Source organism: Enterobacter cloacae complex sp. IR5384, assembly GCF_049237265.1.
Classification (GTDB): Bacteria; Pseudomonadota; Gammaproteobacteria; order Enterobacterales; family Enterobacteriaceae; genus Enterobacter; species Enterobacter cloacae.
Window position 1 is genome coordinate 16,679 of the sequence record NZ_JBMKHJ010000043.1, and the last position, 17,920, is coordinate 34,598.

Annotated in this window: 17 protein-coding genes; 13 read left to right on the plus strand and 4 right to left on the minus strand. The window is 57.6% G+C overall.

The features are described 5' to 3' along the window. Nucleotides 1-35 precede the first annotated feature (35 nt). Genes phnL through phnP form a run of 5 tightly spaced genes read left to right on the plus strand, consistent with a single transcriptional unit; the run spans nt 36 to nt 3,592 of the window. Nucleotides 36-716 carry a phosphonate C-P lyase system protein PhnL gene (gene phnL, locus ACOTX3_RS23115; protein ID WP_013095104.1) on the plus strand — a complete coding sequence of 227 codons (681 nt, stop codon included), beginning with the start codon at nt 36-38 and terminating at the stop codon, nt 714-716. Further along, complete coding sequence (gene phnM, locus ACOTX3_RS23120; protein WP_058678443.1) at nt 713-1,849, plus strand: alpha-D-ribose 1-methylphosphonate 5-triphosphate diphosphatase; 1,137 nt, start codon at nt 713-715, stop codon at nt 1,847-1,849. Before phnL ends, phnM begins: the two co-directional genes overlap by 4 nt. Then, entirely contained in the window at nt 1,846-2,397 is a 552-nt protein-coding gene (gene phnN, locus ACOTX3_RS23125; RefSeq protein WP_086528220.1) for a ribose 1,5-bisphosphokinase, read from the plus strand. The genes phnM and phnN overlap by 4 nt, the downstream gene beginning before the upstream one ends. Beyond that, nucleotides 2,390-2,824: an aminoalkylphosphonate N-acetyltransferase gene (gene phnO, locus ACOTX3_RS23130; protein WP_023621470.1), complete on the plus strand. Its 435-nt coding sequence runs from the start codon at nt 2,390-2,392 to the stop codon at nt 2,822-2,824. The genes phnN and phnO overlap by 8 nt, the downstream gene beginning before the upstream one ends. 9 nt (nt 2,825-2,833) lie before the next feature. After that, the gene (gene phnP, locus ACOTX3_RS23135) at nt 2,834-3,592 is read left to right on the plus strand and encodes a phosphonate metabolism protein PhnP (protein WP_058678444.1); all 759 of its coding nucleotides are present in this window, start codon (nt 2,834-2,836) and stop codon (nt 3,590-3,592) included. A 52-nt stretch (nt 3,593-3,644) separates the two neighbouring features. Here the strand turns inward: phnP and yjdP are convergent, their stop codons facing one another. The 3 genes from yjdP to ACOTX3_RS23150 form a co-directional block, all read right to left on the minus strand. After that, nucleotides 3,645-3,968 carry a DDRRRQL repeat protein YjdP gene (gene yjdP / locus ACOTX3_RS23140; RefSeq protein WP_058678445.1) on the minus strand — a complete coding sequence of 108 codons (324 nt, stop codon included), beginning with the start codon at nt 3,966-3,968 and terminating at the stop codon, nt 3,645-3,647. A 78-nt stretch (nt 3,969-4,046) separates the two neighbouring features. Beyond that, nucleotides 4,047-4,670, minus strand: a complete 624-nt coding sequence (locus ACOTX3_RS23145; RefSeq protein WP_013095098.1) for a GNAT family N-acetyltransferase — start codon at nt 4,668-4,670, stop codon at nt 4,047-4,049. 120 nt (nt 4,671-4,790) lie between these two features. Beyond that, nucleotides 4,791-7,067, minus strand: coding sequence for a hybrid sensor histidine kinase/response regulator (locus ACOTX3_RS23150; RefSeq protein WP_013095097.1), 2,277 nt, complete (start codon nt 7,065-7,067; stop codon nt 4,791-4,793). 181 nt (nt 7,068-7,248) lie between these two features. Between ACOTX3_RS23150 and ACOTX3_RS23155 the strand changes: the two genes are divergently transcribed. From ACOTX3_RS23155 to lpxO, 7 genes are all read left to right on the plus strand, one after another. Beyond that, the gene (locus tag ACOTX3_RS23155) at nt 7,249-8,769 is read left to right on the plus strand and encodes a sugar ABC transporter ATP-binding protein (protein ID WP_013095096.1); all 1,521 of its coding nucleotides are present in this window, start codon (nt 7,249-7,251) and stop codon (nt 8,767-8,769) included. Further along, nucleotides 8,766-9,761, plus strand: coding sequence for an ABC transporter permease subunit (locus ACOTX3_RS23160; protein WP_058678446.1), 996 nt, complete (start codon nt 8,766-8,768; stop codon nt 9,759-9,761). Before ACOTX3_RS23155 ends, ACOTX3_RS23160 begins: the two co-directional genes overlap by 4 nt. Before the next feature lie 28 nt (nt 9,762-9,789). Beyond that, entirely contained in the window at nt 9,790-10,731 is a 942-nt protein-coding gene (locus ACOTX3_RS23165) for an ABC transporter substrate-binding protein (protein WP_013095094.1), read from the plus strand. An 83-nt stretch (nt 10,732-10,814) separates the two neighbouring features. After that, on the plus strand, nt 10,815-11,501 hold the full coding sequence (locus ACOTX3_RS23170; protein WP_058678447.1) for a D-lyxose/D-mannose family sugar isomerase: 687 nt from the start codon (nt 10,815-10,817) through the stop codon (nt 11,499-11,501). Between the two features lie 10 nt (nt 11,502-11,511). Continuing rightward, entirely contained in the window at nt 11,512-12,372 is an 861-nt protein-coding gene (locus ACOTX3_RS23175; RefSeq protein ID WP_044159019.1) for a ketose 1,6-bisphosphate aldolase, read from the plus strand. Continuing rightward, complete coding sequence (locus tag ACOTX3_RS23180; protein ID WP_058678448.1) at nt 12,372-13,379, plus strand: carbohydrate kinase family protein; 1,008 nt, start codon at nt 12,372-12,374, stop codon at nt 13,377-13,379. Before ACOTX3_RS23175 ends, ACOTX3_RS23180 begins: the two co-directional genes overlap by 1 nt. Before the next feature lie 142 nt (nt 13,380-13,521). Next, nucleotides 13,522-14,430: a lipid A hydroxylase LpxO gene (lpxO, locus tag ACOTX3_RS23185; RefSeq protein ID WP_058678449.1), complete on the plus strand. Its 909-nt coding sequence runs from the start codon at nt 13,522-13,524 to the stop codon at nt 14,428-14,430. A gap of 4 nt (nt 14,431-14,434) precedes the next feature. Here lpxO and ACOTX3_RS23190 read toward each other — a convergent pair whose 3' ends face one another. Beyond that, nucleotides 14,435-15,166, minus strand: coding sequence for a response regulator (locus ACOTX3_RS23190; RefSeq protein ID WP_013095088.1), 732 nt, complete (start codon nt 15,164-15,166; stop codon nt 14,435-14,437). 252 nt (nt 15,167-15,418) lie between these two features. On the opposite strand from ACOTX3_RS23190, the gene fdhF reads away from it, so the two are divergent. Then, on the plus strand, nt 15,419-17,566 hold the full coding sequence (fdhF, locus tag ACOTX3_RS23195) for a formate dehydrogenase subunit alpha (RefSeq protein ID WP_077681898.1): 2,148 nt from the start codon (nt 15,419-15,421) through the stop codon (nt 17,564-17,566). The last annotated feature ends 354 nt before the right edge of the window (nt 17,567-17,920 follow it).

Below are 17,920 nucleotides of genomic sequence, written 5' to 3' on the forward strand. Positions count from 1 at the left end.
AGCGCCACCCGGCAAGAAAACGCCACGAGGCCAAAATGATCCACGTAGAAAACGTAAGTAAGACTTTTGTGCTCCACCAGCAAAACGGCGTGCGTCTGCCGGTGCTGCAAAATGCCTCTCTGAAGGTGAACAGCGGCGAATGCGTGGTGCTGCACGGCCACTCCGGCAGCGGAAAATCCACCCTGCTACGCTCCCTGTACGCCAACTATCTGCCGGACGAGGGGCACATTCATATTCGCCACGCCGATGAATGGGTCGACCTGGTTCAGGCCCCCGCGCGTAAGGTGCTGGAAGTTCGCCGCTCGACGATCGGCTGGGTGAGCCAGTTTCTGCGGGTGATCCCGCGGATCTCCGCTCTGGATGTGGTCATGCAGCCGCTGCTGGATCTCGGCGTGCCGCGCGAAACCTGCGCCGCCAAAGCCGCCAGCCTGCTGACGCGCCTCAATGTGCCCGAGCGCCTCTGGCATCTTGCCCCGTCGACCTTTTCCGGCGGCGAGCAGCAGCGCGTCAATATCGCTCGCGGGTTTATCGTCGACTACCCGATTTTACTTCTTGATGAGCCCACCGCTTCGCTCGACAGCAAAAACAGCGCGGCAGTGGTGGAACTGATCGAACAGGCCAAAGCGCGCGGCGCGGCGATCGTCGGGATCTTCCACGACGAGAGCGTTCGCAACCGCGTGGCGGACAGATTGCACCCGATGGGGACAAACGTATGATTATCAATAACGTCAAGCTGGTGCTGGAAGATGAGGTCATCGACGGCTCGATTGAGATCCGCGACGGCGCGATCCGCGCGTATGCCGAAACCCGAAGCCATTTGCCCGAAGCGATGGACGGCGAAGGCGGCTGGCTGCTGCCAGGGCTGATTGAGCTGCACACCGATAATCTGGATAAATTCTTCACCCCACGGCCGAAGGTGGAATGGCCCGCCCATTCGGCGATGAGCAGCCACGACGCGCTGATGGTTGCCAGCGGCATCACCACCGTGCTGGATGCGGTGGCGATTGGTGACGTACGCGACGGCGGCGATCGGCTGGAGAATCTGGAAAAGATGATCAACGCCGTGGAAGAGACGCAAAAGCGCGGTCTTAACCGCGCCGAACATCGCCTGCACCTGCGCTGCGAGTTGCCGCATCATACCACCCTGCCGCTGTTTGAAAAGCTGGTAGACCGCGAGCCAGTGTCGCTGGTCTCGTTGATGGACCACTCGCCGGGGCAGCGCCAGTTCGCCAGCCTCGAAAAATACCGCGAGTATTACCAGGGCAAATATTCTCTTAACGATGTGGAGATGGCGCGCTACGAGGAAGAGCAGCTGGCGCTGGCGGCACAGTGGTCACAGCCGAACCGTGTTTCGATTGCCGCAATGTGCCGGGACCGTAACATCGCGCTGGCCAGCCATGATGATGCCACGCACGATCATGTTCGCGAATCCCACCAGCTTGGCAGCGTGATCGCTGAATTTCCTACCACGTTTGAGGCGGCAGAAGCCTCCCGCGCGCATGGCATGAACGTGCTGATGGGGGCACCGAACATCGTGCGCGGCGGCTCGCATTCCGGCAACGTGGCGGCAAGCAAGCTCGCCTCGCTCGGTCTGCTGGATATCCTCTCTTCCGACTACTACCCCGCCAGCCTGCTGGACGCCGCCTTCCGCGTCGCGGATGACGACAGCAACCGCTTCACGCTGCCGGAGGCAATTCGCCTGGTAACGAAGAACCCGGCATCGGCGCTTAATCTTCACGACCGGGGCGAGATAGCCGAAGGAAAACGGGCGGATCTGGTGCTGGCCCACCGTAAGGGCGAGCACATCCATATCGACCACGTCTGGCGTCAGGGAAAACGGGTGTTCTGATGGGAAGAGTCATCTGGTTAATGGGGCCCTCCGGCTCCGGAAAGGACAGCCTGCTGTCCGCCTTACGGCAGCGGGAACACCCGCAGCTGCTGGTCGCACATCGCTATATTACCCGGGCGGCGAATGCCGGTAGTGAAAACCATATCGCCCTGAGCGAACAGGAATTTTTTACTCGCGCCGGGCAGAATCTGCTGGCGCTCAGCTGGCACGCCAACGGCTACTACTACGGGATCGGCATTGAGATCGACCTGTGGCTGCACGCGGGTTTTGACGTGCTGGTCAACGGCTCTCGTGCGCATCTGCCCCAGGCACGCGCCCGGTATGCCTCGGCGCTGCTGCCGGTCTGTCTGCAGGTTTCGCCGGATGTCCTGCGCAGCCGCCTGCAAAGCCGCGGACGCGAAAGCGAAAAAGAGATCGCGCAGCGGCTTGAACGCGCAGCGCGCTATACCCCGGCGGATTGCCACATCCTCAACAACGACGGAAGTTTGCTACAGTCAGTCGATAACGTTTTATCGCTTATCCGTCAGAAGGAGAAACAGCATGCCTGACTGCACGCTTCGCCCCGCCACCGCCGATGATGCGCAAATCGTTTACGCGCTGATCTGCGAGTTAAAACAGGCCGAATTTGATCATCAGGCGTTCCACACCGGGTATCTGGCCAATCTGCAGGACCACAATATGCGTTATCAGCTGGCAGAGCTGAATGGACAGGTGGTGGGTATGATTGGCCTGCATATGCAGTTTCACCTGCACCACGCCAGATGGATCGGCGAAATCCAGGAGCTGGTGGTGATGCCCGAGGCGCGTGGTCTTAAAGTGGGGAGCCAACTGCTGGCATGGGCAGAGGACACCGCGCGGCAGGCGGGCGCGGAACTGACGGAGCTCTCCACCAGCGTCCGGCGGCTGGACGCCCACCGTTTTTATGTTCGTGAAGGGTATACGCAGAGCCATTTTCGTTTCACCAAACCGTTGTAGAGGTGCACGATGAGTCTGACGATCGCGTTAACGGGCACCGGCAGTGCCCAGCTGGTCCCGGTGTATGGCTGCGATTGCGCGGCGTGCCGCCGGGCACGTCTGCAGGAGAATTATCGTCGTCGGCCCTGTAGCGCGGCCGTCAAATTCAATGACGCGGTGACGCTACTGGACGCGGGTATTCCGCACCTGATGGACGACTGGCCAGCCGGCAGCTTTCAGCAGTTTTTGCTGACCCACTACCATATGGATCACGTTCAGGGGCTGTTTCCCCTGCGCTGGGGCGTTGGCGCGACGATCCCCGTTTACGGCCCGCCGGATGAAGCCGGATGTGACGATCTCTTCAAACACCCGGGCATTCTGGATTTCAGCCATATGCTGGAGCCGTTTGTGATGTTTGAGCTGCAGGGCCTGCGGGTGACGCCGCTGCCGCTCAACCACTCGAAACTCACCTTTGGTTATCTGCTGGAGTCCGCCCACAGCCGCGTGGCGTGGCTTTCTGATACTGCCGGATTGCCGGAGAAAACGGTGAAATTTCTGCTTAACAACCAGCCTCAGGCGATGATCATCGACTGTAGCCATGAACCGCGCCCGCAGACGCCGCGCAACCATTGCGATTTAAACACCGTGGTGGCACTGAACGAGGTGATTGGCTGCCCGCAGGTTATCCTGACCCATATCAGCCATCAGTTTGACGTGTGGATGATGGATAACCCGTTGCCGGACGGCATCGAAGCGGGATATGACGGCATGGTGTTGGTACTGGATTAGGTTTTCTCCCTCTCCCGTGGGAGAGGGTTGAGGTGAGGGCAACAGGCCGCACTTAACCGCGATCGTAATCCTCTTCTAACCGCCGCTCATCCTCTTCCAGGCGTCGTCTGTCGTCATCAAGCTGGCGCTGGCGCTCGTCTAAACGGCGGCGTCTGTCTTCAAGCTGCCGACGGCGGTCGTCATACTGACGGCTATCAATGCGTCGGTCATCGTCATAACGATCGTCATCATCGTTGCTGCGGCTGCTGCCGGGGCTATAGGCATCGTTGATCGCCTGCTGAATGTTGCCAATGGCATCATCAATCACATCGGCATGCGCCAGTTGGCTGGAGAGTGACAGCAGACCAAATAACAGAGCGGTAGAGTAACGTTTCATAAGGCCAGACTCGCAGGTGAACTGGCCTTACGGTAATTAACCGCAAACGGGAGAGGTAGCGGAGGAATCTCAAATTCTTTAGCGAGGCGACGCTTCCATTATTTGACGCACTCGCTGTTTATTCTCTGCGACCAGCACAATCCCGGAGCATTTTTGGTCCGGAGAATGACTCCAGATGCGGTCTTCAGGAATACATCCTCCGTCATATATCACCTTGCTGCCATCATAAGGCCAGAATGCTCCCTGCTCTGTGTCGAGTACAAAAACAGCGATTTGGTCGGATTCACGGGCTATTTTCTGCCAGAGCATCTTTCCACCCTCATATTGCTCGAAGTCGCTGATTAAGGTCACGCCGCAATGTAAGACCAACGCTTCATAGAGACGAGTCGCCAGCCCTTTGTCTCGTTCGGCAGGATCGACACAAATGCCTTCTACCTGGACAACGCGAGTATCTTCCCAGCATCGTTCGACTGCGATAATGTCCTTTCCCAGATGGGCTTTATGCTGTAAATCCAGAGCAGCAACAACCCGATGCCGGGGAACGCCATCAAAGGTTTCGATATCTGCTTCAATAATTGCAGCCCGGGGCGTCTGGCTGTCATAAATGACATGTAACACCCGACCGGAGAGTTCAAATTCATCTACGAGCGTAAATGACCTGGCAACCGTATTCGGGCTGTACGTTGTAGGCATCACGATCATTTGTGAGTCCCCTCTTGTGAGTACCGGCATAATTCCCTTTATATCTTAATCCGCTAAATTTTGCGCAGATTAGCATCGCCGACTTTACTCAGGCTCTTGATGAAATCCTAAATTCGCTGTTTAAGCGCTGATTTTCCGCAGCGCCTGCGCCAGCTGTACGCGGGTAAACGGTTTGCGCAGTAGCGCTACATCCGGCAACTGCGGGTTGTGCGTCGGACGTAAATCCTGACCGCTGATCAACAACACCGGCAGTTGCGGGTAGTGGCTGCGCACGTGGTTAATCACCTCCGCCCCGCTCAGGCTGCCCGGCAGCATCAGATCACTGATAAACATGCCGATATCCGGCGAGGCCGCCAGCATGTTCAGTGCCTGCTCACCGCTTTCCGCTTCAAGGGTCAGGTAGCCAAGCTGATGCAGTTGCTCGCACAGGGTCTGACGAACATCGGCCTCATCTTCCAGGACCAGCACCAGCCGTTCGTTTTCAGCGGATGCGGTGGCAGAGTGCGTTTCATCTTCAGGGACGACGGGCAGCGTTGAGCGCGGCAGATGGAGCCGCACGGTGGTGCCTTGTCCCGGCGCGCTTTCAATTTCGACGCGGCCGCCGGACTGACGCACAAAACCGTACACCATCGACAGCCCTAACCCACTGCCACTGCCGGTCTGCTTGGTGGTGAAGAACGGCTCGAACACCCGGGATTTGACCTCCTGCGTCATACCGCTGCCGCGGTCGATCACCTCCAGCGCCACCATATCCTGCCTGCGCCCGTCACTGCGGGTGACGCGCTGATTCCACGTGCGGATCTTAATCACGCCCGTCTGCCCCTCCATCGCGTCGCGGGCGTTCATCACCAGGTTGATAATGGCGTTTTCGAGCTGGCCAACGTCAATCCACGCTGGCCAGGCCGGGGATTGAGCCTCTATCTCCAGACTCAGGGTGGCGGGCAAGGAGTGGCGCATCAGCTCTCTGAGATTCTCCAGCAGCGGTTTCATCTCTACCGCATGCGGAGTCAGGGATTGCTTGCGGGAAAAAGCCAGCAGACGCTGGGTCAGCAACGCACCGCGCTCGGCGGCATTGAGCGCGCGGGCGATACGTGGGGCATCACTGGAGTCGGGATCGGTCAGCTCCAGGCTACCGATTATCACCGCCAGCAGGTTGTTGAAATCATGTGCCAGCCCGCCCGTCAGTTGACCAACGGCCTTCATCTTCTGACTGTGCAGCAGCGCCTCCTCCAGTCCCTGACGCTCGATGCGGTCGATCTCCATCTGGGAGGTTTTCTCTTTCAACAGACGGGTGGTGTGCTCCAGCGAGGCGGTATTGCGGGCAAAGACGTTAAACGCGCGAGCCAGCTCTCCCAGCTCATCACGCCGCTGCAGCGCGGGCACCGAAACGTCCTGCTCGCCGTGGGCAAGACGCGACATCGCCCGGGAGATCGCCGTCAGGTTGGAGCCCAGATTGCGGTAGATATACCAGCAGGCGCAACCGGTGATGATCAGCGCCAGTACGGCGAATATGCTGATAAATACGCTGATGGACCGCAGCTCCTGATGACTCTGGGCCGTACGCAGCCGGGAAGCCTCCGCTACCTGCTCAACGTACTGATTGATATCGCTATTTAATATCGCCACCAGCGCCTTGATGTGGAACATATACCAGCTTATCGCCAGGTCGCTCTCCTCAAGCTGCTTTGACAGCGGGGCAAGCCTGCGCAGCTCGTCGTTGAAATCGGGCAGAACAAGATTCACCACGGGCTGCGTGGCGCGCTGGGGCAACGTTGCGGTAACGGCGTCCAGCTGCTGTAGGGTGGCGCGCGGTGAGGGGGTATCGATGGCGGCGAGAATCAACCTGTCCATTTCCGCAAGCTGCTGCGCATCCGGGATGTTGCTGCCAAACCGACGGTTAATATCCTGCAGATGGCGTAAATAGCTCTGGCTTTGATACAGCGAGCTAAGCAGCGCGTTACGCTGCAGATGGCGCCGCTGTCCGCGCTCCAGCATGCCCGTCACGCTTTGCTGTAACTCATTACTGCGACGAATAATGCGCGCCACCAGCCCCGGCTCCTGCTGCGCTAAGGGCGCATCTGCGAGCTGTTCCAGCGAGTGCCGCAGCGCCATTTGGGTCTGCTTCAGCCTCTCGGCCTCTCCTTTGTATTCCAGCGCCCCCACCACCTGCGAAAGCCGAACCGCCGCGGTTGCCACGCTGGCGGTATCACGGGCGAGGTTCATGCTGCCGGTCATGTCATCCAGCGTCTGCTGTTGTACCTGTTCCTGGATCTGGCTGGCATGCCGAAAACCCAGCACCGCCACACCACTGACCATCAGCGTCACCGCCACCACCAACAGATTAAAGATCAGCAGACGACCGCGGGCACTGGCGAAGAACGGCGAGCGTGATGGCATGGGATTGGGCTCCTCTGCAAATGGGTGCCCTCACCCTGGCCCTCTCCCACAGGCAGAGGGAAAAGAGAAATGTGACGGCGATTAGCTATTCATAACTATGACAAATATGAACGGCTTCTGACATTTTGCATTTACGCACCTGTGATGAAGTGCAGATATCAACCTTCACAGGAGATCCGCCATGAGCAGAACCCCGGTACTGGAGATGCGCAGCATTGCCAAAACGTTTGGCAACTTCCACGCGCTCAAGGGTGTGGATTTGACGGTCTTTCCCGGTGAGATCCACGCGCTGATGGGTGAAAACGGCGCGGGAAAAAGCACGCTGATGAAGATCCTCGCGGGCGCCTACACCGCGACCAGCGGCGAGATCCTGATTGACGGTCAGCCGTATCACATTAAAGGCCCGAAGGATGCGCTGGCCGCAGGCATTACCCTGATTTATCAAGAGATGCAACTCGCCCCCAACCTGACGGTTGCGGAAAACATCTTTCTTGGCAGCGAACTCTCGCGCGGCGGACTGGTGCAGCGTAAAGAGATGGCCGCCCAGGCTCAGGCGGTCATCGACCGTCTGGGTGCAAACTTCAACGCCACCGACCTGGTGATGAAGCTGACTATCGCTGAACAACAGCAGGTGGAAATCGCCCGCGCGCTGCACCGTAACAGCCGCATTCTGGTGATGGATGAACCCACTGCCGCCCTCTCCTCGCGTGAAACCCATCGTCTGTTTGAGCTGATCCTGCGCCTGCGGGATGAAGGGATGGCGATCATCTATATCAGCCACCGCATGGCGGAAGTGTACGAACTCTCTGACCGGGTCAGCGTCCTGCGTGACGGGCAATACGTCGGTAGCCTGACGCGCGACAAACTGAACGCATCTGAGCTGGTGAAAATGATGGTGGGTCGCCCCTTAAGCGATCTGTTCAACAAAGAGCGCGATATTCCGCTCGGCAGCCCGCGTCTTAACGTGCATCACCTCACCGACGGTAAAAAAGTCCAACCCTGCAGCCTGCAGGTGCGCTCAGGGGAAATCGTCGGCCTGGCGGGGCTGGTCGGTGCCGGTCGCTCCGAGCTGGCACAGCTCATCTTTGGCGTACGTAAAGCCACGGGCGGAATGATTGAAGTGGACGGCGAGCCGGTGGTGATCCACTCCCCGCGCGCGGCCATTGAAAACGGGATCGGTTTTCTTACCGAGAACCGCAAGGAGCAGGGGCTGTTCCTGGAGCTGGCGGCGCAGGAGAACATCACCATGGCGACGCTGGAGCGCGACGCCACCTTCGGCATGCTTAACCGCAAAAAAGCGCAGTCCATTTCTGACGATGCCATCGCCCTGCTGAATATCCGCGTGCCTCACGCACAGGTCCGCGCGGGCGGTCTGTCAGGCGGTAATCAGCAGAAATTGCTGATCTCCCGCTGGGTGGCGATTGGTCCGCGTATTCTGATCCTCGACGAACCGACGCGCGGTGTCGATGTCGGCGCAAAAAGCGAAATCTACCGCATCATGAACCAGATGGCGCGCAAGGGCGTGGCGATTTTGATGATCTCCAGCGAACTGCCGGAAGTGGTGGGCATGAGCGACCGCGTCTATGTCATGCGTGAAGGCAGCATCGCCGGGGAGCTCCACGGACACGACATCTCTCAGGAAAACATCATGACGCTGGCAACCGGCGTGAACGACTCACATCATCAGGCGGTGCAACTATGACAACTCCAACCCATCCGCAGCAGGTGGCAAGATCTGCCTCCGCCAAAAAAATGCTGATGAGCGATCTGATGCAAACGGTCGGCATTTTGCCCATTCTCATCCTGATCGTGGCGGTTTTTGGCTTTATCGCCCCTAACTTCTTTACCGAAAGCAACCTGCTCAACATTACCCGCCAGGCGTCGATCAACATCGTGCTGGCGGCAGGGATGACCTTCATCATCCTGACCGGGGGGATTGACCTCTCCGTCGGGTCTATTCTGGGTACCACGGCGGTCGCCGCGATGGTGGTGTCGTTAATACCGGAATTCGCCGGGCTCTCTATTCCCGCCGCGCTGATGCTCGGCCTGGTGCTGGGGCTGTTCAACGGCGCGCTGGTGGCCTTTGCCGGACTGCCACCGTTTATTGTCACCCTCGGCACCTACACGGCACTGCGGGGCGCAGCGTACCTGCTGGCCGATGGCACGACGGTGATTAACTCGAACATCAATTTTGAGTGGATAGGCAATAACTATCTTGGCCCCGTGCCGTGGCTGGTGGTGATTGCCCTGGCGGTGATTGTGGTGTGCTGGTTTATCCTTCGTCGCACTACGCTTGGCGTTCACATCTATGCGGTAGGCGGCAACATGCAGGCGGCACGCTTAACGGGCATCAAAGTCTGGCTGGTGTTGCTGTTTGTGTATGGCATGAGCGGCCTGCTCTCCGGGTTAGGCGGTGTGATGAGCGCGTCGCGCCTCTACAGCGCCAACGGAAACCTGGGCATGGGTTACGAGCTGGATGCGATTGCGGCGGTGATCCTCGGCGGCACCAGCTTCGTTGGCGGGATCGGCACGATCACCGGCACGCTGGTGGGAGCGCTGATTATCGCCACCCTCAACAACGGCATGACGCTGATGGGCGTCTCCTACTTCTGGCAACTGGTGATCAAAGGGGCGGTGATCATCATTGCGGTGCTGATCGACAAATACCGTACCCGACACCATCAAAGTGCATAACAACAATACCCTACGTGAGGAAGAGAGCATGAGATTGAAGCCCTTAGTGACCGCGCTCTGTGCTGGCGCGCTGCTTGCCGCAACGCCGTTTGCGCAGGCGAAAGATCTGAAGTCCATCGGCGTAACGGTGGGTGACCTGGCCAACCCGTTCTTCGTGCAGATCACCAAAGGTGCCGAGCTGGAGGCGCGCAAGCTGGCGGGGGATAACGTCAAAGTGACGCTGGTCTCCAGCGGGTACGATCTGGGCCAGCAGGTGGCGCAGATCGACAACTTTATTGCCGCCAAAGTGGACATGATCATCCTCAACGCCGCAGATTCTAAAGGGATCGGCCCAGCGGTGAAACGCGCGAAAGAGGCCGGGATCGTGGTGGTCGCGGTTGACGTGGCGGCAGAAGGTGCAGACGCGACGATCACCTCCGATAACACCCAGGCGGGCGAAATGGCCTGTAAGTACATCACCGACCGCCTGAACGGCAAAGGCAATGTGGTGATCATCAACGGACCGCCGGTCTCTGCCGTCCAGAACCGTGTGGAAGGTTGCCAGACCGAGTTCAAAAAACACCCGGATATCAAAGTGCTCTCCGATAACCAGAACGCCAAGGGCAGCCGTGAAGGGGGTCTGGAAGTCATGACCTCGCTGCTGGCGGCCAATCCGAAGATCGATGGCGTCTTCGCGATTAACGATCCGACCGCGATCGGTGCCGATCTGGCGGCGAAACAAGCACAACGCAACGAGTTCTTTATCGTTGGTGTGGACGGTAGCCCGGACGGCGAAGAAGCCCTGAAGCGGGAAAACTCCCTGTTTGTGGCGACGCCGGCACAAGATCCGCAGGTCATGGCGGCAAAAGCGGTTGAGATCGGCTATGACATTCTACAGGGCAAACCGGCACCGAAAGAGCCTGTGCTGATCCCGGTGACGATGATCGATAAAAAGAACGTCGGCACGTATAAGGGGTGGACGGTTAAGTAACAATTGTGCGGCCCGATGCCCTCACCCTAACCCTCTCCCACAGGGAGAGGGGACTGGGCCGACAAAAAACACAAGGAGTCCCCATGAAACGCTCCGAAATCAACGAAATCCTCGGCCACACGCGGCAGTTTTTCTCCATGCACGACGTGCATCTCCCCCCTTTTGCCAGCTTCCCACCCACAAAATGGCAACAGCTCGATCAGGCCGCCTGGCAGGAAGTGTTTGACCTTAAGCTCGGTTGGGACGTAACGGCCTTTGGCGGCAGCAGCTTTGCCGCGCAGGGGCTCACGCTGTTTACCCTGCGCAACGGCTCACCAAACGGCACGCCGTATGAAAAATGCTATGCCGAAAAAATCATGCACGTACGCGACGGTCAGCTCACGCCCATGCATTTTCACTGGCGCAAACGGGAGGACATCATCAACCGCGGCGGTGGAAATCTCATTATTGAGTTATGGAATGCCGGTGCACCTGCAGAGACCGAAAACACGGACGTCACCGTCACGATAGACGGTTGCCAGCAGACCCACGCACCCGGCAGCCAGCTGCGCCTTACACCAGGGGAGAGCATCTGCCTGACGCCCGGCCTGTACCACAGTTTCTGGGGTGAACGCGGTTTTGGCGACGTGCTGGTGGGCGAAGTGTCATCGGTCAATGACGATGAACACGACAACCACTTTTTGCAGCCCGTTGCCCGCTATAACAACATCGAAGAAGACGAACCGGCGGTTCTGGTACTGTGCAACGAGTACAACCTGTTTCGGATATAAGGGGTAAATGATGCCATTGATTTCTCTTGCCGACGGTCTTGCGCACGCCAGGCAACATCGCTACGCGCTGGGTGCGTTCAACGTTCTCGACACCCACTTCCTGCGCGCCCTGTTTGCCGCGGCGAAGCAGGAGCGCTCGCCTTTTATCATCAACATCGCCGAAGTGCATTTTAAATATGTGTCGCTGGAGTCGCTTGTCGAAGCGGTTAAGTACGAAGCCGCCCGCCACGCGATCCCCGTGGTACTCAACCTCGACCACGGCCTGCACTTTGACGCCGTGGTGCGCGCCCTGCGCTTAGGGTTCAGCTCCGTGATGTTCGATGGCTCGACACTGAGCTACGAGGAGAATATTCGTCAGACGCGTGAAGTGGTGAAGATGTGTCACGCGGTGGGCGTGTCGGTGGAGGCAGAGTTAGGTGCCGTCGGTGGCGATGAAGGCGGGGCGCTCTACGGCCATGCGGATGAAGCGTACTTTACCGACCCGCAGCTGGCACGGGAATTTGTCGATTCAACCGGCATTGACGCGCTGGCCGTCGCCATTGGCAACGCACACGGCAAATACAAGGGCGAGCCAAAGCTCGATTTCCCCCGTCTGGACGCCATTCGCCAGCAGACCGGGCTGCCACTGGTGCTGCACGGCGGCTCCGGGATCAGCGATGCTGATTTTCGTCGCGCCATTGAACTTGGTATTCATAAAATCAACTTCTATACCGGCATGTCCCAGGCCGCGCTTTCCGCCGTTGAGCAGCGTATGGCCAACCGCCAGCCGCTGTACGATGAGTTTGCCGAGCTGCTGCTGGGCATAGAAGAGGCGATTACCGATACGGTCGCCGAACAGATGCGCATCTTTGGCAGCGCGGGGCAGGCATAATGGAACGCAAAGGGATCATCGCCGCGGGCAATATGCTGGTGGATCACGTTCACCAGATCGTGCAATGGCCGGAACGCGGCTGGCTGGCAGAAATTACCCACAGCGAGCGTTCCACCGGCGGCGCGCCGCTTAACGTCCTGCTGACGCTGGCAAAAATGCACGTCGGCCTGCCGCTGCAGGCGGTGGGGCTGATTGGCGAAGACAGCGACGGGGACTACATTCTGGCAATGCTCGACCAGTATCACGTCAATCGACAGCGCGTACAGCGCACCACCTTTGCGCCAACCTCCATGTCGCAGGTGATGACCGACCCCAGCGGACAGCGCACCTTTTTCCACTCTCCCGGGGCCAACCGCCTGCTGGATCTCCCCGCGTTTGACCGTCTCGACGGCACAATGAAAATCTTCCACCTCGGCTACCTGCTGCTGCTCGACAGTCTGGATATGCCAGATGACGAATACGGCACCCGCAGCGCACGGCTGCTGGCGCAGATGCGTGAGCAGGGGTATGAAACCTCGCTCGATCTGGTCTCCCGTAAGGGCGATCCGCGCTATCAGCCGCTGGTCCTCCCTGCCCTTCGTCATCTCGATTATCTGGTCATTAACGAACTGGAAGCCGGAGAATTTAGCGGCCTTGAGATGCGCGACGGCAACGACGCACCGCACGTTGCTCACATCGCTGAAGCCGCCGCGCAGCTGCTGGCGGCAGGCGTCCGGCAGCGGGTGGTGATCCACTGCCCGGAAGGTGCCTGGGGAGAAGCCGCAAACGAAGAAGGACGCTGGATCCCCTCATGGAGGCTGACTCAGGAGGAGATTATTGGCAGCGTCGGCGCGGGCGACGCCTTTTGTGCCGGTTTCTTATATGGCTGTCATGAATCGCTGCCGCTGGCAGAGAGTATTTACCTGGCGCATGCCTGCGCCCGGGCAAGCCTGCTGGCCGCGAATGCCATTGATGGAGCAAAAACGCTGGAGGAATTGACGCGCTTTATTCAGGAGAGCATCGCCTAAATTAACAAAAATTGCGATTTTTGATTACAGTTCTATGAATTTTGCATAGCCGAACTACACTCTCTGCGTCTGGCACATTCGGCGTGGGCAACATATTGCCCACACGCTTTTCCGAAATGAGAGATACAGAGGACAAGGAAAAATGTTCGCAGCAATTATCATCGCTATATTTATTATCAGTGTTATTTATGCGCATTCGCGCGGCAAAGAAAAACAGACGCTTTCCCGTCAACTTTTCGACCACTCCACCTTTATGGCGCCTATCAATATGTTTATGACGGCGTTCTCTTCGCTGCCCGCCAGACAGGCCTTTTTTGAAACCGAGCGCTTTCCGGAATTAAATAAACTGACGGAAAACTGGGAGGTCATTCGCGAAGAGGCGCTGCGTTTGCAGGATCATATTAAGGCGGCACAAAATCATAACGATGCCGGTTTTAACACCTTCTTTAAACGCGGCTGGAAACGGTTTTACCTCAAATGGTATGCCGATGCGCATCCCTCGGCTCAGACCCTGTGCCCCGTTACGACACAACTGGTGAGTGAGATCCCGTCCGTGAAAGCGGCAATGTTTGCCGAACTCCCGGCGGGCGCGAAGCTCGGCAAGCATCGCGATCCCTACGCCGGCTCGGTTCGTTACCATTTAGGCCTGGTCACGCCAAATGACGATCGCTGCTTTATAGAGGTTGACCAGCAGCGCCACAGCTGGCGTGACGGTGAGGCTGTCATCTTTGATGAAACTTACGTGCACTGGGCGGAGAATAAAACGGATCACACGCGGATTATTCTCTTCTGCGATATCGAACGTCCGATGAAATGGCGCTGGGCGCAGGCGGTTAACCACTGGGTCGGGACAACGCTGATGTCAGCGGCCAGCTCCCCCAATGACGATAACGACCGCACCGGGGGAATCAACCGTATCTTCAAATATGTGCACGCCGGGCGAGAACGCGGTCAGCGTCTGAAGAAGCGTAATCGGAAGCTCTATTACGCACTGAAGTACCTGGTCATCACGGCGATTTTCGCCGCGCTTATTGTCGCTGCCATAACGTAAGCACTTACGCCGCCCTATCGGGATGACAGACATCGGCGGCAAAGACGTAGCCCAGCCCGCGGATCGTTTTGATTAATGCGGGCTGGTGCGGATTGGCTTCGATTTTCCGGCGCAGGCGCATGATCAACACGTCGATGGTGCGGTCAAACACATCGGCACTTTCGCTGTGGGTCAGCTCAAGCAGCTGCTCGCGGCTCAGTACCCGGCGGGCATTCTGGGTAAGCGCCAGCAGCAGGCCGTATTCACCCTGGGTCAACGGTACGGGGTTACGCTGCGGATCGATCAGTTCGCAGCGGGTGGTATCCAGCGTCCAGCCATTAAAAGCAATGCCCGCCACTCGTGGCGCGGGCGTGTCGGCCGCCAGCGCTCCGGTACGCCTGAGCACGGCTTTAACCCGGGCGACCACCACACGCGGATTAAACGGTTTGCCAATGTAATCGTCGGCACCCATCTCCAGCCCTACCACCACGTCAGACTCACTCCCCAGCCCGGTAAGCATCACTACCGGCAGATCCGGGCGTTGCTTTTGCAACTGCAGCAGGACCTGCAGGCCGTTGATATCCGGCAGCATCATGTCCAGCAGGACCAGGGCAATTCCCGGTTCCTGATGAACCCGGTTCAGTGCGTCCTGTCCGTTATGGCAGACGAGCACCGTAAAGACGTGCTCGCTGAGCACATCCTGCAGCAGCTCGCACACTGCCGTATCGTCATCAACCACCAGAATCGCCGGTTTCATCGCATGCTTCCGTCAGGGGATTATGTTAAGTCTGAACTATTCTGCCGTCGGCTCCAGCCAAATGGATTTTTACGTGACGGAATTACAACCCATGTCACATCCGCTGCCTTTTCGACACGTCAATTTTGACGATTGCCTGCTTTTCGTCAGGGTTTTGCCAGGAAAACACCCGTAAAGTCGAGTGATACCCACACTAAAAACATGGCATAAAAGCTGCATTATGGCTGCGAAATGATTAACTGGAGCAGACTGATGAAAAAAGTCGTCACGGTTTGCCCTTATTGTGCCTCAGGTTGCAAGATCCACCTGGTGGTCGATAACGGCAAAATCGTCCGGGCGGAGGCCGCACAGGGGAAAACCAACCAGGGCACGCTGTGCCTGAAAGGGTACTACGGATGGGATTTTATTAACGATACCCAAATTCTCACCCCGCGCCTGAAAACCCCCATGATCCGCCGTGAACGCGGTGGCAAGCTGGAAGCCGTCTCGTGGAACGAGGCGCTGGACTACGTCGCCACCCGCCTGAGCGCCATTAAGGCTAAATATGGCCCGGATGCGATCCAGACCACCGGGTCATCGCGCGGGACGGGTAACGAAACCAACTATGTAATGCAAAAATTCGCGCGCGCCGTTATTGGAACCAATAACGTCGACTGCTGCGCTCGCGTCTGACACGGCCCATCGGTTGCAGGTCTGCACCAGTCGGTCGGAAACGGCGCAATGAGTAATGCAATTAACGAGATAGACAACACCGATCTCGTCTTTATCTTCGGCTATAACCCGGCGGATTCTCACCCGATTGTCGCGAACCACGTTATTCGCGCCAAACAGAACGGGGCGAAAATCATCGTCTGCGATCCGCGCAAAATCGAAACGGCTCGTATTGCAGATATGCACATCGCGTTGAAAAACGGCTCGAACATCGCGCTGTTGAACGCCATGGGGCACGTCATTATTGAGGAGAACCTCTACGACCAGGCGTTTGTCGCCACTCGTACGGAAGGTTTTGAAGAGTATCGGAAAATTGTCGAAGGCTATACGCCAGAATCTGTCGAAGCGATCACCGGCGTCAGCGCGCAGGAGATCCGTCAGGCAGCAAGGATGTACGCCGGGGCGAAAACCGCCGCCATTCTGTGGGGCATGGGCGTGACCCAATTCTATCAGGGCGTGGAAACCGTGCGTTCCCTGACCAGCCTCGCCATGCTGACCGGCAACCTTGGCAAGGCACACGTCGGGGTGAACCCGGTACGCGGTCAGAACAACGTGCAGGGTGCCTGCGATATGGGTGCGCTGCCGGACACCTATCCGGGCTATCAGTACGTGAAGTTCCCGGAAAACCGCGCGAAGTTTGCCAAAGCGTGGGGTGTGGAAAGTTTGCCGGAGCACACAGGGTATCGCATCAGCGAGCTGCCGCACCGGGCGGCACATGGTGAAGTGCGGGCGGCTTACATCATGGGCGAAGATCCTCTCCAGACCGACGCCGAGCTCTCTGCGGTGCGTAAAGGGTTTGAGGATCTGGAGCTGGTGATTGTTCAGGACATCTTTATGACCAAAACCGCAGCAGCGGCGGATGTGATTTTACCGTCAACGTCCTGGGGCGAGCATGAAGGGGTTTACACGGCGGCAGACCGTGGCTTCCAGCGCTTCTTTAAAGCGGTGGAGCCGAAGTGGGATCTGAAAACCGACTGGCAAATCATCAGCGAAATTGCCACCCGCATGGGTTATCCGATGCACTACAACAACACTCAGGAGATCTGGGACGAGTTGCGGCATCTGTGTCCGGACTTCTACGGTGCAACCTATGAAAAAATGGGTGAACTGGGGTATATCCAGTGGCCGTGCCGGGATGAGTCTGAGGCCGACCAGGGCACGTCGTATCTCTTTAAAGAGAAATTCGACACCCCAAATGGGCTGGCACAGTTCTTCACCTGCGACTGGGTTGCCCCCATTGATAAACTCACCGATGAGTATCCAATGGTGCTCTCCACCGTGCGTGAAGTGGGCCACTACTCCTGCCGTTCGATGACCGGCAACTGCGCGGCGCTGGCAGCGCTGGCGGACGAACCTGGTTATGCGCAGATCAACACCGCCGACGCTGAACGTCTTGGCATTGAAGACGAAGCGCTGGTATGGGTGAACTCGCGTAAAGGCAGGATCATTACCCGTGCGCAGGTCAGCGATCGTCCCAACAAAGGGGCGGTGTACATGACCTATCAGTGGTGGATTGGCGCCTGTAACGAACTGGTGACGGAGAACTTAAGCCCGATAACCAAAACGCCGGAGTATAAGTACTGTGCCGTACGCGTGGAGCCGATTGCGGATCAGCACGCTGCGGAACAGTATGTGATCGACGAATATAACAAGCTGAAAGCCCGCTTGCGCGAAAGTGCGATGGGATAATAATATTATTTAATTGATGAATAAAGGGAGTGAAATATTCACTCCCTTTTTATTTCCGCCTAACTCATTAAAAATATCAATTATTAATCTTGAAAGCTGCTCGCAGAAATAATGTAAATTGCACGAAAAAGAATTACATCTTTGCATTTTGATTCAAATGGATAAGATGTGCGGCGGGTGCTTAAGACTTTCTGTCTTGAGCATTGTTGAGGGACAGAAAGTGGAAAGCCCCGGGAAATATTCATTTACCTGTACTGCACCCATTTTGTTGGACGATGAAATGGAATAGTCCCTGATATGTCAAAGCCAAAATACCCCTTCGAAAAGCGCCTTGAAGTCGTGAATCACTACTTC

Bases quoted from the DNA above. Each gene is read 5' to 3' on its own strand.
- phnP (WP_058678444.1), top strand. From the start codon at position 2,834: ATGAGTCTGACGATCGCGTTAACGGGCACCGGCAGTGCCCAGCTGGTC.
- ACOTX3_RS23180 (WP_058678448.1), top strand. From the start codon at position 12,372: ATGGAACGCAAAGGGATCATCGCCGCGGGCAATATGCTGGTGGATCAC.
- ACOTX3_RS23165 (WP_013095094.1), top strand. From the start codon at position 9,790: ATGAGATTGAAGCCCTTAGTGACCGCGCTCTGTGCTGGCGCGCTGCTT.
- ACOTX3_RS23190 (WP_013095088.1), bottom strand. From the start codon at position 15,166: ATGAAACCGGCGATTCTGGTGGTTGATGACGATACGGCAGTGTGCGAG.
- ACOTX3_RS23155 (WP_013095096.1), top strand. From the start codon at position 7,249: ATGAGCAGAACCCCGGTACTGGAGATGCGCAGCATTGCCAAAACGTTT.
- ACOTX3_RS23170 (WP_058678447.1), top strand. From the start codon at position 10,815: ATGAAACGCTCCGAAATCAACGAAATCCTCGGCCACACGCGGCAGTTT.
- ACOTX3_RS23160 (WP_058678446.1), top strand. From the start codon at position 8,766: ATGACAACTCCAACCCATCCGCAGCAGGTGGCAAGATCTGCCTCCGCC.
- yjdP (WP_058678445.1), bottom strand. From the start codon at position 3,968: ATGAAACGTTACTCTACCGCTCTGTTATTTGGTCTGCTGTCACTCTCC.
- ACOTX3_RS23175 (WP_044159019.1), top strand. From the start codon at position 11,512: ATGCCATTGATTTCTCTTGCCGACGGTCTTGCGCACGCCAGGCAACAT.
- ACOTX3_RS23145 (WP_013095098.1), bottom strand. From the start codon at position 4,670: ATGATCGTGATGCCTACAACGTACAGCCCGAATACGGTTGCCAGGTCA.
- phnM (WP_058678443.1), top strand. From the start codon at position 713: ATGATTATCAATAACGTCAAGCTGGTGCTGGAAGATGAGGTCATCGAC.
- ACOTX3_RS23150 (WP_013095097.1), bottom strand. From the start codon at position 7,067: ATGCCATCACGCTCGCCGTTCTTCGCCAGTGCCCGCGGTCGTCTGCTG.
- phnL (WP_013095104.1), top strand. From the start codon at position 36: ATGATCCACGTAGAAAACGTAAGTAAGACTTTTGTGCTCCACCAGCAA.
- phnO (WP_023621470.1), top strand. From the start codon at position 2,390: ATGCCTGACTGCACGCTTCGCCCCGCCACCGCCGATGATGCGCAAATC.
- lpxO (WP_058678449.1), top strand. From the start codon at position 13,522: ATGTTCGCAGCAATTATCATCGCTATATTTATTATCAGTGTTATTTAT.